A 15420-nucleotide genomic window follows, 5' to 3' on the forward strand; every position below is an offset into this window, starting at 1 on the left:
AACGGATCAACATACATGATGAAGAAAGGAATTTTGAGTTTATTGATGTTGTGCGTAGCAGCAAGTTCAGCGTTGCATGCACAGGATACATTGCGTGTGTTGGCAGAAGATGAATTTATTTCGATCGTAAAACAGCATCATCCTGTTGCAAAACAAGCAGGGTTGTTAGTGGATGCTGCAAGAGCACAACTGCTTTCCATTCGTGGAAATTTTGATCCCGTTATTTTTTTGAACAACGATCAAAAAACATTTGATGGAAAAAGTTATTACAATTATAACAATGCCGAACTGGCTGTGCCTACCTGGTTTGGTGTAGAAGTATATGGAGGGCTTGAAAATAATTTCGGTGATTTAATTACAACTGAAGCAACAACCAGCCCCGCCAGTTATGCCGGTATCAGTTTGCCATTGTTACGGGATCTGGTATTGGATAAACGCCGTGCTGCATTGCAACAGGGCAAACTGTTTACACAGCAATCAGAATTTGAACGACGTACAGTTATTAACGATCTGTTGTTTGATGCATACAAAGCCTATTGGAGCTGGGCAAGAGATTATCAAGTGTTGATGGTGCTTGATACAACGATCTTTTTGAACGAAGCAAGATATGAGTTGGTCCGTATTTCTTTTCAACAGGGCGACCGTGCGGCAGTTGATACTACCGAAGCGCTGGCACAGTTGCAGAACTTTCAGCAGCAGCGTGAAGAAGCGTGGTTGAAATTCAGAAAGTCAACACTCGAGTTGTCAACGTTTTTATGGTTGCAAGGGAATAAGCCGGTTTATTTAAGTGAACGTGTAATACCTGATACCGTATGGACCGCACAATCATTTACGAATTTTAAAGTTGACCAACTCAGTAACTGGCTCACACAAACAGTTACCAACCATCCGAAACTGCAACAGATCGATTTTAAATTACAATCGTTGGAAGTAGAGCGTCGGTTGAAGTTTCAGAATCTGTTACCCAAGCTTGATCTGAAGTATAATTTTTTACAACGGGGTTATAATGTAGTGAATGCAGTAAACGCTAATTTCTTTGAAAACAATTACAAGTTTGGTGTGAATGCCATTATTCCGATTCCGAACCGCAGCGGCATTGGTGATTACCGTGCAGCACGAATCAAGATCAAAACAACGGAACTTGACCGCAGCTTTACCGAACTGAACCTGGAGAACAAAGTACGTTTTCATTACAACGAAGTACTGAACCTGCAAAAACAGATCAGCATTTACGAAAACGCCTATCGTAATTATGTGCGCCTGTTTGAAGCGGAGCAACTGAAATTTTCATTAGGCGAAACAACGCTTTTCTTACTCAATGCACGTGAAACAAAAGTGCTGGAGGCTCAACAGAAATTACTTGAACTGAAAGTAAAGTTCTACCAGGCATTTGCAGCGTTGAACTGGGCGGCAGGTGGATTGCAGTAAAATGTCCTGAGCGCATTCGAAAAGCTTAGGATAGCGCAAGCGTCTCGCTTGTGCTTACGCCTATAAATAACGATTTGAAGTTCGTTTTCAACAGGCACAAGCGGGACGCTTGCGTCAAACGAGGTTATTTAAACTCTTCAGTAAATGAGTCATCCCATTTAAAAGCATTAACAATCCACCCTTTTTTATTTTTGTAGTATGTAAAAAGGACTCGAATTGCTGTATTGTCATATCGAATTAAGAATGTTTCTCTTATTGCGAAGTCTAAGATAACTTCATTCTTTATTTTAACGAAGTCAATAGGATTGCCAAATCTGTCACTTATTAGGTTGAGATATTTTATAGTTTTTTCTTCAAATGAAGCGACTTCATTTTCGGATATTGGCCAGAATTTTTTAAGTTCCTTCGTTGCTTCTGATATTTTTTGCTCAAAAAAAAGTTTTGTAATTTTTTCAGAGAAAGATTTAGTTTCTGAAACACCTATTAAATAATCTGATTGAGCATTTGCGTAAAATGTAAGCAGCATTAATCCTGCGATCGTGAATAGTTTTTTCATATTGCTTGGAATTTATAATTTTTTTAGTACAGCAATTTTATTTTTTTCAAACCCCTTCTTAAAAAACAACAAGTGATAATCCACCGCACTGCCCCAATACGCACCATTGTGTGCACCGGGTCGTTCAGTATAATCATGATCTATTTTCAACGTCATCAATTTTTGATGCAGGTTGCGATTCACTTCTAAAAAGAAATCACCCAAACCACAATCAATGATGAGGTGTAGTTCACCATTCTTCAAGGTTTCTATTTGGTTGATCACTGTGTACGTATCCCAGTTTTCTTTGTGTGTAGTAATATCGCCCAACACTTGTTTGATCTGCCAGTTGTTGGGGAAAGGACGGATATCAACACCGCCAGCCATTGAACCAGCCTGGGAATATACTTCTTTGTTACGAACAGCAAGATAAAGTGCACCATGTCCGCCCATGCTCAACCCGGTAATGGCTCTTCCTTTTTTATCAGCAATAGTTTTATAACGTGTATCGATATAACTCACCAGTTCTTTGCTCACAAAGGTTTCATACTTCATCTTCGGATCAACAGGACTATCATAGTACCAACTGTAAAAACCACCATCGGCACATACAATCATAAGCTGCAATTCATCTGCCCGTTGTGTAAGTTGTTTCGCCTCTTTTATCCAACCTGCATAATTGCCACTGTAACCGTGCAGGAGATAAACTACCGGAAAGCGTTCTTTACTTTTCTTATAGTTCTTTGGTGTGATCACCACACATTTAATTTCTTTCTGCATGCTGTTGCTGAACACGGTAACGGTATCAACTTTGGCTGCTAAGAGATGAACTGAGATGAATAAGAAAAGGAGGAGAGAGGCAAGTTGTTTCATGGCTTGAAGATAAATATTTCTGCTGTTCAAAAAAGCTGTCATCCCGAGGTACGAGGGATCTGCCTGGCAATAGTACAAATGATGAACAGATCCCTCGTATCTCGGGATGACAAAAAAAGGCGACAGTTGTACAACTGTCGCCTTCTCTCAGAGTCTATATCAAATTAATTCTTTTTCTCCGCCCGTTGCATTGAATTGCCACCTGTACTTGCACCACGTGCTGGACCACCACCCTGGCGGAACAACGTAAACTTCGATGGCATTTCTTTCACCGGCCATAAGTTATTGCTTTCATCAATGTCAGCTGTTTCACGCATGGGGTCAATGCGGATAGCTGCTACTTCTTTGTCCTTGATGAACACCTTGGTAAATTTATTTTCATTGAGTTTCCAAACACTCACCGGTACACGATCCACTTCTTTACTGCCATCTTTGAACGTCCACTCAACAATTACTGGCATTACCATGCCGCCTTTGTTGGTGAAACTTAACTCATAAAAATTCTTATTCGCCCATTTGCTTTTGTTCTCCGCATCTACAGTGATCGCTGCTTCACGACGCTCCTGTACAAACTTTGCATCAGCACCGGGGTTGAAATAATAGTAATCACGCAAACTGGTATCGGCATCTGTTGCATACGTGATGCTCTTATCATCTTTGTTACGTTGCTTATGCACCGCATCAAATTCTTTTTGCTGAAACGCTGCCGCATTCGATGCATCATTCATCTTGAACCAACGTACACTGTCGAGTGAAATATCAACCGCTTCAGTTCCATAATACCAGCCTCTCCAGAACCAATCAAGATCAACACCGCTTGCATCTTCCATTGTACGGAACAGATCAGCAGGTGTTGGATGTTTAAATGCCCAACGACGTGCATATTCACGGAAAGAGAAATCAAACAATTCACGACCCATTACTGTTTCACGCAGGATGTTTAAACCGGTTGCTGCTTTAGCATACGCATTGGCACCCACCTGTGTTACGTTATCACCCATGGTCATGATCGGCTCGAGCTGATCGCCTGATAACTTCATGTAATCAGTGATCAAATGTGCAGGGCCACGACGTGAAGGATAGTTATTGTCAAACTCACCTTCCGTTAAAAATTGTGTGAATGTATTCAACCCTTCATCCATCCACCAGTACTGGCGTTCATCGCTGTTAACGATCATCGGGAAGAAGTTATGACCTACTTCATGGATCACCACACCGATCATTCCGTACTTGGTTGCTTCGCTGTATGTACCATCTTTTTCTGTACGGCCATAGTTGAAAGCGATCATTGGATATTCCATACCCTGCGATGCTTCCACCGAAATGGCAACGGGATAAGGATAAGGAATGGTGTGCTTTGAATATACTTTCAACGTATGCGCTGTTACTTTGGTTGAATACTTACGGTACAGGCTATACGCTTCTTTCGGATAGTAACTCATGCTCATGATCTTCTTGCCTTCCACATAAGTAGGCATCGCATCCCAGATAAATTTGCGGCTGGCACCCCATGCAAAATCACGTACATTTTCAGCAGAGTAGATCCAGGTTTTTTTATCGGTCGATTTATCTTTTTCATTGGCAGTGGCTTCACCTAACGTCACAACTTCTACCACATCTTTCGCTGTTTGTGCCTGCTGCCAACGTTGAAACTGTGCAGCCGTTAAAAGTTGTTTATAGTTTTGGCATTCACCAGTTGCAGCTACCACAAAATCACCAGGCACGGTCATTTTCACTTTGAAGTTGCCAAACGTTAATGCAAACTCTGCACCACCGCTGAACTGTGTGTTCTGCCATCCTTGAAAATCGCTGTAAACTGCCAGGCGTGGATAGAACTGGCTCATGGTAAACACGGCATTTCCATCTTCAGGAAATAATTCGTAACCGCCACGGCTTCCCCATACACCACGATCAGGAATATTATAATTCCAATCGATCTTAAAAATAAATTTCTGTCCGGGCTTTAATGCAACGGGCAGATCAATACGCATCATCGTTTGATTGATGGTGTACTTCAGTGAATTGCCTGCAGCATCAGTGAGCTTTGTAATTTTTATACCAAGACCCGATTCCTGCGCAGTACGCCATTTTTCAAGATTCACCAATTGTGTATTGCTCATGGTTGCTTCCATACGGTTGCGGCCGTTGCGTAAGTAATCATGATCAGGATTGTGAATGTTTTCATCCAGTTGCATCCACAAATACGTCAATTGATCAGGAGAGTTGTTGAAATACGTAATGGTTTCGGTGCCGGTTAAACGAAGATTGGCTTCATCTAATTCAACGCTGATGTCGTAATCAGCTTTTTGTTGCCAGTACTTTGGACCGGGGGCACCACTGGCCGTACGGTATTCATTGGGACTTTGTAACAGGTATCCCAACTGTTCAAAGCGGTTGCCATGATTACTGCCGGGATTGCTCTGAGGCGGTTGTGCCACACTCACCACCGTGAGTAACAAACAACCAAGTAAAAAACGAATATGCATAGTTCAAATTTTTAAAACGGAAGACGCTCCAGCGCCATGATCAACGAAATACCAAAAATACCACCGCTTACAAACAAGGTCCAGTTGCTGCGTTTGAAGTTGAGCAATTGCACAAACACAAACGTAATTAGAAACACAGCTACTACAATTAACAGTTGACCTAACTCTAATCCCACATTAAACGCCAGCAATTGAGTGATGATGCTTTCATCTTTCCCCAACATACTTTTTAAATAGTTGCTGAACCCCATACCATGAATCAAACCAAAGAGCAAAGCCGAACCATAACGCCAGCGGTTCTGCGTTTGATCGGTATTGTTGCGCCTTACATTTTCCAAGGCAGTAATGAGGATGGTAACCGGAATCAGGAACTCGATCCATGAACTGGAGATGAGAATACGGTTAAACACACTCAAGGCTAAGGTAATACTATGGCCAATGGTAAATGCGGTGATAAGGATCAATACCTGCCGCCAGTTTTTTGCGGGATAGGGCAGGCACAGTGCTAATACAAAAAGGATATGATCGTACCCCTTCCAGTCTGTAATGTGATAAAAACCCTCCCTTAAATAAAACCCAAAATCTCCCATTATTGTGGCAGCGGTAATTGAAGCATGGAAAATAAACCAGAAGTTTGTAACCTTGAAATTTAATATGAAAATGGCGGGAAAATTACATAAGCGGCTGGGGGAAGGCAAGCCGGTAGTAGTAAGTAGTAAGTGGCTAGTGGTTAGTGGTCCGTTGACTGTCGTCCGTCGACTTTCTTTCCTGGCAGCTTTTACCCTATGCCTTACAGCTTTTAGCTTCCACCCATATTACATGAGCGTAACAGAATTTGTTTATAATCCTGCAGAAAAAGAAGTGCAGGTTTCCTGCAAAATTTTTACGGATGATCTGGAAGGGGCGTTGAAGCAATCACTGAAACGAAAAGTAGACATACTCAACGCATCTGCTAAAAAAGAAAATGAGCAATTGCTGAACAACTATGTGCAGGAGCACTTGAAATTACAACTCGATGGAAAAGTGGTGCCGATGCAAATGATCGGGTTTGAACAGGAAGGCGAAGCGGTGTGGATCTACCTTGTAACAAAAAATACAGCTCAGTTTAAATCGGCAACTGTGTTTAACGATATACTCTACAGCTATAAAGAAGAGCAGATCAATATCGTTCATTTCAAAAATGCAAATGAGCGAAAGAGCCATCGCCTCAACTATCCCACAAAGCAGGTAACATTAAGCTGGTAACATCAACTAAAAAGACCAAGATAGATTTTTGCTGCGAGCAACAGAATTACAAAAAGACAGGCCCATAATCCATAATAGTAAAACGATGCGATTCGTTGAAAACGGACATGCACTTTATGATCAATACTTCGTGGATTAAGTTTTAACTGCAGAATGGGCGTTAAACGCAACATCTTTCTGATCCAGCCTCTTACAATAGAGCTGCCGGTTCGTTGGTTGTGTTTTATATTTTGATTGTCGTATCCCGCCATTAGTAATGCACGCAGCACATACAGCAACAAAAAAACAGCGATCGAACCATAAAACACAAGTACTAGCATACAATCAGAATTGGATGGGTTTTAATGTTAGTTTGCCATCAGTTTTCCATTCAATGGCGGGTGCAGGTGTTTTAAAATATTGCAGCAGAAACAACGGTGCGTTCAAGGCCTGTACACTTCGTATCCGATGCAGATCTGCATCGGGTGCGAAGTAAAATTGACGGGTACGTTTGAATGAAGGTATTTCTTTACCGTTGATCTCTGAAGGATTTTTTATTGCACCAATCATACCATCTCCACCAATACCGGCCGCTACATTCAGCCAAACCGGAAAATTGCTTTCTGTTTTCATGAATGAACGAAGGTTCACCGATAGCCAATAGGTTTGTCCGTTATAATCTTTCATCAAACGTTCGGCCCATTTCTTCCCTAATAATTTTGGATTGTGTTGTGCATACGGCGAAAAACTTGCCGAGAATTTTAAACCGATTCGCTGTTGCTTCCAACCAAATTGCTGTGCCGCAAACAAACCCGCTCCGGAAATATTGGCCAACATATCGCCACCGGAAAAACCCCAGTCACGGCTAAAGCCATCCATTACTTCCACAATACTTAAAAAGGCGAGGGAGGTTAATGCACCACCAAGAATTGCCTGATTGGGTTTTACACCACTCCATCGCAATAGGTCGTGCTGCATTACCGATACATTGTAAGCAGTGGTGGCATGGCCCAGCTTATCCATCTGCAACCATTCCTTGTTATCGTTCAACAAATGAAACTTACTCTTTGGAAATTTTTTATACCAGAGAAAATACAAACCAACAGAGGTGAGCACAAACACAGCCGATTCGGTCCATACAACTTTCTTCAAACGGTCGGGACGAAACTGATCACTGGCCGGCAGAAAATATTGCTGCGCACCGGCCTGCTTTGCAGAGATCGATGCAATCAAAATCAATAAAATAATCTTGCTGATATAATGCTTACACGCCATAGGCTGCTGCAAAATACGGAAGCTGCAGAAAATATCCATTCTTTCTGAAATTGCTGTTGAAACAAAAGCAGGAGAATCATACATTTGATTTCCTAAAAAATAACTGTATGCAAGCAACGATTCAGGCCAATGTAGAAAAGTGGCTCACCGGAAATTATGAGCAATCGGTAAAAGATAACATCAAAACACTGCAGCAAAACAATCCTGATGAACTGGCCGATTCTTTCTACCGCAATCTTGAATTTGGTACGGGTGGCTTACGTGGCATTATGGGCATTGGTACCAACCGTATGAATACATACACAGTAGGGATGGCTACACAAGGCTATGCCAACTATCTCAATAAAAGTTTCGGCGAAGGCAATGTAAGTTGTGTGATCGGGCACGATTGCAGAAATAACAGCCGGAAGTTTGCTGAAATTGTTTCGGGTGTTTTGGCAGCGAATGGCATTAAAGTGTATTTGTTTGAAGCATTGCGCCCAACACCCGAGATCAGTTTTGCGATCCGTCATTTGGGTTGTCAGGGTGGGGTGGTTTGTACTGCATCGCACAATCCCAAAGAATACAACGGCTACAAAGCCTATTGGAATGATGGAGGGCAGTTGGTGCCGCCACATGATAAAAATGTAATTGTTGAAGTAGATAAGATCACCGATGTGGATGATGTGAAATGGAGCGGTGGTGAACAAAACATCACCATCATTGGAAAAGAAATGGACGAAGTGTACCTCAACATGGTGCAAAGCCTCAGCGTTTATCCCGAAGTGTGCAAGGCACAACACGATCTTAAAATTGTGTACACATCCATCCATGGTACAGGTATTACATTGGTGCCGCAGATACTGGAGCGTTTTGGATTTACCAACGTTACCATTGTGGACGAACAGAAAGAACCCAATGGAAATTTTCCCACCGTTGTATATCCCAATCCGGAAGAAGCAGAAGCCATGAATATCGGTTTGCAGAAAGCCAAGGAAATGGATGCGGATATTTTATTGGGAACCGATCCCGACAGCGACCGTGTGGGTATTGCCATTAAAGATCATAAAGGCAATTGGGTGTTGATGAACGGAAACCAAACGGCTGTACTTGCTTTCAACTATATGATCGAGGCACGCAAAGCAAAAGGTATCAATCAACCAAACGATATGGTGGTGAAAACCATTGTAACAACAGAAATGATCGATGCCATTGCAAAAGCAAGTGATATCAATTGTTACAATGTGCTTACAGGTTTTAAATGGATCGCTGAACTCATCAAAGAAAAAGAAGCAACCGAAAATTATATTATTGGTGGTGAAGAAAGTTATGGTTTGATGATCGGCAGCCAGCTGCGTGATAAAGATGCTATCAGTGCGGTTGCATTGTTGTGCGAAATGGCAGCTTACGAAAAGAACAAAGGCCGCAGTCTGTATCAGAAGATGATCGATCTGTATGTACAACATGGTTTTTACAAAGAGCATCTGATCTCGATCACGAAAAAAGGAATGAACGGACAAGCGGAAATTGCTGCCATGATGGAAGGCTATCGTACCAACACACCAACATCCATCAATGGTTCGGCAGTGGTGCAGTTGCTCGATTATCAATTGCAGAAAGGAAAGAATGTGCAAACAGGAGAGGAGTGGACCATCAACTTACCAAAGAGTAATGTGTTGCAATTTTTGTTGGCGGATGGAAGTAAAATTTCTGCACGACCAAGCGGCACTGAACCAAAGATCAAATTTTATTTCAGTGTAAACACAACACTCGATAAAGCAGAAAATTTTGATGCCGTGCATCAGCAACTTAACGAACGCATCGACGGTATTATAAAGGATATGCAGTTGAAGTAAAGAAAGGTACGATGTTAGATGTTCGATGGACGAAGTTCATCTTCATCTGTCATCCCGAGGCACGAGGGATCTGCCGGACAAAGTACATACGTCAACAGATTTCTCTTTATCTGGAAAAGACAATAAAAGATTAAGCTGCATCAATTGGTGCAGCTTTCTTATTTTGCACCCGCTTATGAGACGTTTTGAAGATAGTTACCGCCATAAAGGATTACGTAAAAAATTAGTGGATCTGCTGCGCAGCAAAGGCATTACCGATGAACGTGTGCTCGAAGCCATCAACAATCTTCCCCGCCATTATTTTTTAGATACGGCCTTTGATGAAATTGCATACGAAGACCGTGCCTTTCCCATTGGTGAAGGACAAACCATTTCACAACCGTACACCGTTGCTTATCAAACGCAGTTGCTTGAAATAAAACCCTACGAGAAAGTATTAGAGATCGGAACGGGCAGTGCATACCAGGCATGTGTATTGGCCGAAATGAATGCACAGGTATTCACCATCGAACGGCAGAAAAAATTATTCGACTTTAATAAAACCGCTTTTCCCTTTCTGAAAAAATATCTCAACATCAAATTCTTTTTTGGCGATGGGTTTGAAGGCTTACCTACTTATGCTCCTTTCGACAAAGTAATTATTACAGCTGCTGCACCATTTGTTCCGCCAAAGTTGATTGCACAAATGAAACCGGGTGCTAAGATGGTGATACCGGTTGATGAAGGCGATACGCAACGCATGAAACGTTTGACCAAACACGAAGACGGTACATATACAGAAGAACTGTTTGATTCGTTTTCATTTGTACCGATGCTGGGCGGGAAACAGAATGGGAATTGAGTTTTTTGAATGCCCAACGTTGACAGCTTGCTGCTGTGCTGGTATTTTATAATGTCCAGCCCGGAGCCGTAGCCGATTGAAAAACTGATGATGAAGATAACAACAAAAGCTGATAGAATTCCGTCGGCTGGATATGGGCTGATAGCGATATGAAGATGAGTTTATATTCGTCAGCCAGCATAGCAGCAAACCTCGCTGTTAGCTGCATACCCTTCGTCACTACGAACAGCAGGATGTTCCCAATTGCATTGGTGGACATTTTACTGTCCCGTAACTACAATAAACACAACAGTCACCTTCTTTTGGTTTAAGTCGTGTCTTGCAATTTGAACACTCATAAAAATATTGGCAAGCATCTGTTGGCATTGTTTCTTCTTGTCTGTGTCCACAAACAGGGCAAGTAATAACAGATTGAAGTATGATAGTTTTTTCCATTAGTTGTTGATTACTGATTGAGAAGTTACTTTATAGCCAGTTTTATTAATGACGGATACAAGGCTGTCAACGGAAGTTTTACTGTTGTCAAACTTAACAAGGCTGCTGCCTTTTTCATAAGAAGTATTGAACTCAATCACTCCCGATGTTTTTGAAAGTTCGCTGTTTATATGTTCTGTACAGCCTTCGCAGGTCATACCTTTTATTTTAAATTCTGCAGTCTGTATATTGCTTTTATCAACAATAATAACTTTTGCTTCCTGAGGCTTTGGATAAAATATTTTTGCGTAATAAGGAAATGCAATTAACAATCCTGCAACTACTGTAACGATAGCTAAAAATGCTTTTGATTGCCAAAATGATTTTTTATTGTCTGCCTCACAGTCGCAGTCAATTTGTTTTTGCGGTTTGAGTTTTTGATACCAGGCAAATGCAAAAACTGCAATTGTCAAACCGATTAAATATGGACGATACGGTTCAATCCACGAAAACGAGGAAGCAAGTCCACTTGCACCACCTAAGAAAGCCAAAACTGGTGTTATGCAACAAAGGGAAGCCGCAACTGCTGTCAACAGACCTGCAACCCAACCTTTACTATTTTTTGTTGTCGTTGTCATACTGTCGCCAAATTTTGTTGATTAATAAATTTAAAAAACGGTCTTAAAGTTTTTAGATGTTCGCTGCGTAAAGAATAGAAAATAGTTTGCCCTGCTTTTCTGGCTTCAATGATGTTACCGTCTTTTAGTTTGCGAAGATGTTGAGAAATGGCAGGAATACTCATTCCCAAAATATCGCTAAGGTCGCAAGGGCAAAGTTCATTTTCCTCTTCAAGCAGAAACAGTATTTTCAGTCGCACTTCGTTGCCTGCTAAAGCAAGAACCTGTCCCAACTGCAAAAATGATTTTGAGTTAGACTTTAATTTTTCTCGGCAGCTTTTAATTTGTTCTATGTCTGCCTGTAACCTTATGCAAGTGTCGTTTGCCATTGTCAAATTTGTTTGTCGGGTCAAATGTAGCAAAGATTACTTATTTAAGCAAATACTTAAATACAAAGACATCAGCAACGTTACAAGATGGTTTTGAAGTGTCGCAAAAAATGTCCGATTGAGTTAACGGGAAGTGTCCTACAGGGTTGCAGCTAACACTAAATTATGCGCCACTCGCCACAAAACCAAATTTTCCAAACGTTTGATTCTCAGCAGTAGACATGTCGCCTTTTTGGATTGTTGAAAAACAAAAGGCGACATGTCGCCTTTACCATTGTATCGTTCCTTTTTCCCAAATATCATCAAGCGGACTGCTGATATTTACTAATTTTTCCTTTGTAACATGGAGGTATCGTTCAGTAGTTTTAATACTGAAATGCCCCAGAATATCTTTTATAAACCTGATATCAACCCCTTTCTCCAATAAATGTGTGGCGAAGCTATGTCGCAGGCTGTGAAAGCTTACATGTTTTTGTATACCTGCTTTTTCTTTTGCCCGTTGAAACACTTTTTGTGCTGTACGGGGAGGGTATGGTTCGTTTTCCAACTCACCTTCAAACAGAAATTTTTTCGGCCGTTTCTTTTGCTCTTTGTATTGTTGTTGGTACAATTCTTTTTACAGTATTTTATCGTTAATCTGAAACATAACCCTCACTGCTTACCACGTTTAGTAACGTAACGCAACCATAAAAAATCGTTGTAGATCCGCTTCACCGATTGTAAGGTAAACTTTGTTGCTTTTCGTTTGCCGTAACCTTCTTCTGCTTCAAACACAGTAGGTGCACCAATAGTACCATCAGCCAATGGTGCCAATACCAAACTGAATTCATCAATTAAACCTGCTTTCAGGAACGAGCCGTTTACATGTCCGCCACCATCAATACGCACACGCTTAATACCAAAGTTTTTGTTTAGTTTTTTAAGCACCAATGCAAGATCAAGTTCTTTCTTACCGGCAAAAATGTACGATACATTTTTACTGCGCAGGTGTGCCAGATAACTGCTGCTTACCTCTTCGCTCAATACTTCAATTACCTGTTCGGTGGAAACCATATTGGTATCCCAAAAACATTTACCCGACGGATCGATGACCACTGCATATTGCTTCGCAACTTTTGCTGCAACAAAATCTTCTTTTGCAATTTTTTCTTTCGGCTTTTCGAGTTTGTGTTTCTTTTTGCTGCAAAACTCCTGCATGGTTTTACGCCCCACGAGCCATGCATCGGCTTTTATTTTTGATGCCGGTTCTTCAAAGTATTTATGATGATCTTTCAATCCCCAGATGTTTTGTTTAATGCGTCCGTCGACCGATCCCAGCATATGGCAAATAACGTATGGTTTCATGTGTATCTGTTTTTAATTGGTATGCAAGTTATGTTCCTCTTGCCTTTGTTGGTCGTTTTGCTTTTGTTGGTTGCCTGACCAACAAAACTTATTTCAACAACAACTTCGCCATCACCGCAAAATGATCGCTTGCAAAACGTCCCATCCATGTTTGTGAAATGGTTGCGTTTGTTAACACTGTCCACATGCCTTTCAGAAAAATGTAGTCGATCGGTTGATCGTTACGCTCTTTGTTTTGAAATGCATTGAACGTACCTGTTGGTCCGTAGTGTTGTGTTTGTGAAAGTTCTTTGCAGTCGGTTAAATGAAGAACCAGCATCCATCCATTTTGCCTGGAACGCAATGCGCTTGTTATTTCATTACGTTCGATGCAGAAGCGTCGGGGGATGTTAAAAACTGATGACCCATATTTATTTACGTTCTTTCACCAACCTGACGGTGTGCTCTTTTACCACATCAATATTACTTAAAAACTCATTGATCGTTTGTGTCACATAATGGTCCGGTAAAATTCCTTTCTCATCCGGCAATGTGATGGCCAGCGATTCATGTGTGTTGTTGGCCACATAATATACCAGCTTTGTATTGGAGAGTCTTCGTGTGGTCATTCCGGCTGAGCAAAACTGATTGGAGCCGAGTTCCTCGCCCACAATTGTTCCAAGATTGAGGTATCGCACAATCGACATGAAATGACCGGTTGTTGAATTCCCAACTCCATCAATCATAAAATAGGATTTTCCTGAAAATCGATTTCCAAACGGGTACACAATATCCTCACCTTCTATTTTTTCTTTTTTTCCTTCAAACTGCACAGTTGAATAATAGGTAAAGGGTTTGTTAACGAGGTACTGCAGCAAATGAATACTTGCGGACTGAGAACCACCCCCATTTTGTCGCAGGTCAATGATCAGATTATTGATGCCTTTTTTATTGATCTCATCAAAGCTGCTGTCAATAAATGTTTTGAATACCTCGAAATTATTCCATCTGTAATAATTGAATGAAGCAATTCTAAGTAATGCGATTTGATTGTTCTCAATAAATTTAAGGGATAGATTCTTGCCGGATAAACCAGTTGTTCGATCAAAAAATGGTTCTTCTATGGTTGTTGCTTTCTGCAATGCAATAGGAGATTCGACGCCTTTTAAAATGATCTCATATTTTTCGGGAAAGCCCATGGCAAAAGGGATCATGGCCGTACTCCATGTATTAAAAAAATGGTTCTTCGTTGTTTCAATATAACCTTGCGCAGGTATGTGCTTGTAGCATTCTTTGATGATTTCAGCTACCGGTATTCCGTTGATGCTAACGATTTCGTCTTTTCGTTGAACGTTCTTCTGATTGTTCAATGGGTCAATAACAAATAATTGATTATTGATCCAACGGATTTGCATCGGAAACCGCATTGATTTCGGTAGTATGGATGCTTCATAATCAAAACTCCCCATATTGGTGTGTGAACAATGCACATTGGCAATGATTTCGCTGCAGTGCCAAACGAATTCAGCATAGGTTGTACTGTCAGTGATCAAGCGCTTCTTCGCTTCAATGGATTGCCGGAAGGCCTCCTTTGTTATGAACTTGAGTGCATTTGGGTGCACCTTCAATAACGTGTTCCCTAATTGATCCAAATCTGCACGATATAATTGAGCGGGAAATAGTTTATGGAATTGTTCAGCTGGAGTTTCCGGAACCCTCTCGGGGAATTTAATACGGGCTATCTGGTCTTCGGCATTAAAGTTTTCAGGATCAAGCGCCAATGACTGCGAATAATTTTTCAAAGCAAGTTCCATCTCTCCATTTTTCAGGTACCCTTCTCCTAAGTTATCATAGGCATTGGAAGAGCCGGGAAATTCGGACACAATCAACTTAAAGACTTCAATCGCATCGCTCGTTTTATTTGCCCATAAGATCGAGTAGCCGTATAAGGTAAGTTCGGTCTCATCTTCAAACTTATAAATCCGTGGAACTTCTTGCTTTAGTTTGTGGTAGAGTTTGATTCGTTCCGCAATGGATAAATGATCGTTTTCTTTCAGTTTTTGGACGATCGATTGTTGTTTGAGTAAGCTATCCCCGGATTTTGGAGCCTCCGTTGTAGAAAGGGCTGGCTTATTCATCCAACATCCCATGAGTAAACTGCAACTTAATACGGGCAACCC

The 15420-nt window shown here is 41.2% G+C and carries 17 protein-coding genes; 4 read left to right on the top strand and 13 right to left on the bottom strand.

The window, feature by feature from the left end:
- The first annotated feature begins 18 nt into the window (after nt 1-18).
- A complete protein-coding gene (locus WG989_RS19600; RefSeq protein WP_340431778.1) occupies nt 19-1428 on the top strand; it encodes a TolC family protein in 1410 nt (469 codons plus the stop codon).
- A 124-nt stretch (nt 1429-1552) separates the two neighbouring features.
- Here the strand turns inward: WG989_RS19600 and WG989_RS19605 are convergent, their stop codons facing one another.
- The 4 genes from WG989_RS19605 to WG989_RS19620 form a co-directional block, all read right to left on the bottom strand.
- Complete coding sequence (locus WG989_RS19605; protein ID WP_340431779.1) at nt 1553-1984, bottom strand: hypothetical protein; 432 nt, start codon at nt 1982-1984, stop codon at nt 1553-1555.
- A 12-nt stretch (nt 1985-1996) separates the two neighbouring features.
- Nucleotides 1997-2836, bottom strand: a complete 840-nt coding sequence (locus WG989_RS19610; protein ID WP_340431780.1) for an alpha/beta hydrolase — start codon at nt 2834-2836, stop codon at nt 1997-1999.
- 164 nt (nt 2837-3000) lie between these two features.
- Nucleotides 3001-5322, bottom strand: a complete 2322-nt coding sequence (locus WG989_RS19615; protein WP_340431781.1) for a M1 family metallopeptidase — start codon at nt 5320-5322, stop codon at nt 3001-3003.
- An 11-nt stretch (nt 5323-5333) separates the two neighbouring features.
- Nucleotides 5334-5912: a HupE/UreJ family protein gene (locus WG989_RS19620; protein ID WP_340431782.1), complete on the bottom strand. Its 579-nt coding sequence runs from the start codon at nt 5910-5912 to the stop codon at nt 5334-5336.
- Between the two features lie 70 nt (nt 5913-5982).
- On the opposite strand from WG989_RS19620, the gene WG989_RS19625 reads away from it, so the two are divergent.
- The gene (locus WG989_RS19625; protein WP_340431971.1) at nt 5983-6567 is read left to right on the top strand and encodes a DUF6702 family protein; all 585 of its coding nucleotides are present in this window, start codon (nt 5983-5985) and stop codon (nt 6565-6567) included.
- A 2-nt stretch (nt 6568-6569) separates the two neighbouring features.
- Here WG989_RS19625 and WG989_RS19630 read toward each other — a convergent pair whose 3' ends face one another.
- Both WG989_RS19630 and WG989_RS19635 read right to left on the bottom strand, forming a co-directional pair.
- A complete protein-coding gene (locus WG989_RS19630) occupies nt 6570-6887 on the bottom strand; it encodes a hypothetical protein (protein ID WP_340431783.1) in 318 nt (105 codons plus the stop codon).
- Between the two features lie 4 nt (nt 6888-6891).
- Nucleotides 6892-7860, bottom strand: a complete 969-nt coding sequence (locus WG989_RS19635) for a DUF2279 domain-containing protein (protein ID WP_340431784.1) — start codon at nt 7858-7860, stop codon at nt 6892-6894.
- Between the two features lie 68 nt (nt 7861-7928).
- Here WG989_RS19635 and WG989_RS19640 point away from each other — a divergent pair, with 68 nt between their 5' ends.
- Nucleotides 7929-9656, top strand: coding sequence for a phospho-sugar mutase (locus WG989_RS19640; RefSeq protein WP_340431786.1), 1728 nt, complete (start codon nt 7929-7931; stop codon nt 9654-9656).
- Between the two features lie 175 nt (nt 9657-9831).
- Nucleotides 9832-10497 (top strand): protein-L-isoaspartate(D-aspartate) O-methyltransferase, encoded by a 666-nt coding sequence (locus tag WG989_RS19645; RefSeq protein ID WP_340431788.1) that lies wholly within the window; start codon nt 9832-9834, stop codon nt 10495-10497.
- Nucleotides 10498-10716: 219 nt separating this feature from the next.
- Here the strand turns inward: WG989_RS19645 and WG989_RS19650 are convergent, their stop codons facing one another.
- The 7 genes from WG989_RS19650 to WG989_RS19680 form a co-directional block, all read right to left on the bottom strand.
- On the bottom strand, nt 10717-10932 hold the full coding sequence (locus tag WG989_RS19650) for a GDCCVxC domain-containing (seleno)protein (protein WP_276505010.1): 216 nt from the start codon (nt 10930-10932) through the stop codon (nt 10717-10719).
- Nucleotides 10932-11549 carry a mercuric transport protein MerTP gene (merTP, locus tag WG989_RS19655; protein WP_187256062.1) on the bottom strand — a complete coding sequence of 206 codons (618 nt, stop codon included), beginning with the start codon at nt 11547-11549 and terminating at the stop codon, nt 10932-10934. The genes WG989_RS19650 and merTP overlap by 1 nt, the downstream gene beginning before the upstream one ends.
- On the bottom strand, nt 11546-11917 hold the full coding sequence (locus WG989_RS19660) for an ArsR/SmtB family transcription factor (protein WP_187256061.1): 372 nt from the start codon (nt 11915-11917) through the stop codon (nt 11546-11548). The genes merTP and WG989_RS19660 overlap by 4 nt, the downstream gene beginning before the upstream one ends.
- Before the next feature lie 268 nt (nt 11918-12185).
- Complete coding sequence (locus tag WG989_RS19665) at nt 12186-12527, bottom strand: tyrosine-type recombinase/integrase (RefSeq protein WP_340431792.1); 342 nt, start codon at nt 12525-12527, stop codon at nt 12186-12188.
- Nucleotides 12528-12568: 41 nt separating this feature from the next.
- Nucleotides 12569-13261, bottom strand: coding sequence for a RibD family protein (locus WG989_RS19670; RefSeq protein WP_340431794.1), 693 nt, complete (start codon nt 13259-13261; stop codon nt 12569-12571).
- Between the two features lie 88 nt (nt 13262-13349).
- Nucleotides 13350-13604 (bottom strand): exonuclease/endonuclease/phosphatase family protein, encoded by a 255-nt coding sequence (locus WG989_RS19675; protein WP_340431796.1) that lies wholly within the window; start codon nt 13602-13604, stop codon nt 13350-13352.
- A gap of 67 nt (nt 13605-13671) precedes the next feature.
- Nucleotides 13672-15378 carry a S41 family peptidase gene (locus WG989_RS19680; protein ID WP_340431797.1) on the bottom strand — a complete coding sequence of 569 codons (1707 nt, stop codon included), beginning with the start codon at nt 15376-15378 and terminating at the stop codon, nt 13672-13674.
- Nucleotides 15379-15420: the final 42 nt, after the last annotated feature.

The sequence above is a fragment of the Lacibacter sp. H407 genome (assembly GCF_037892605.1).
Lineage (GTDB): Bacteria > Bacteroidota > Bacteroidia > Chitinophagales > Chitinophagaceae > Lacibacter.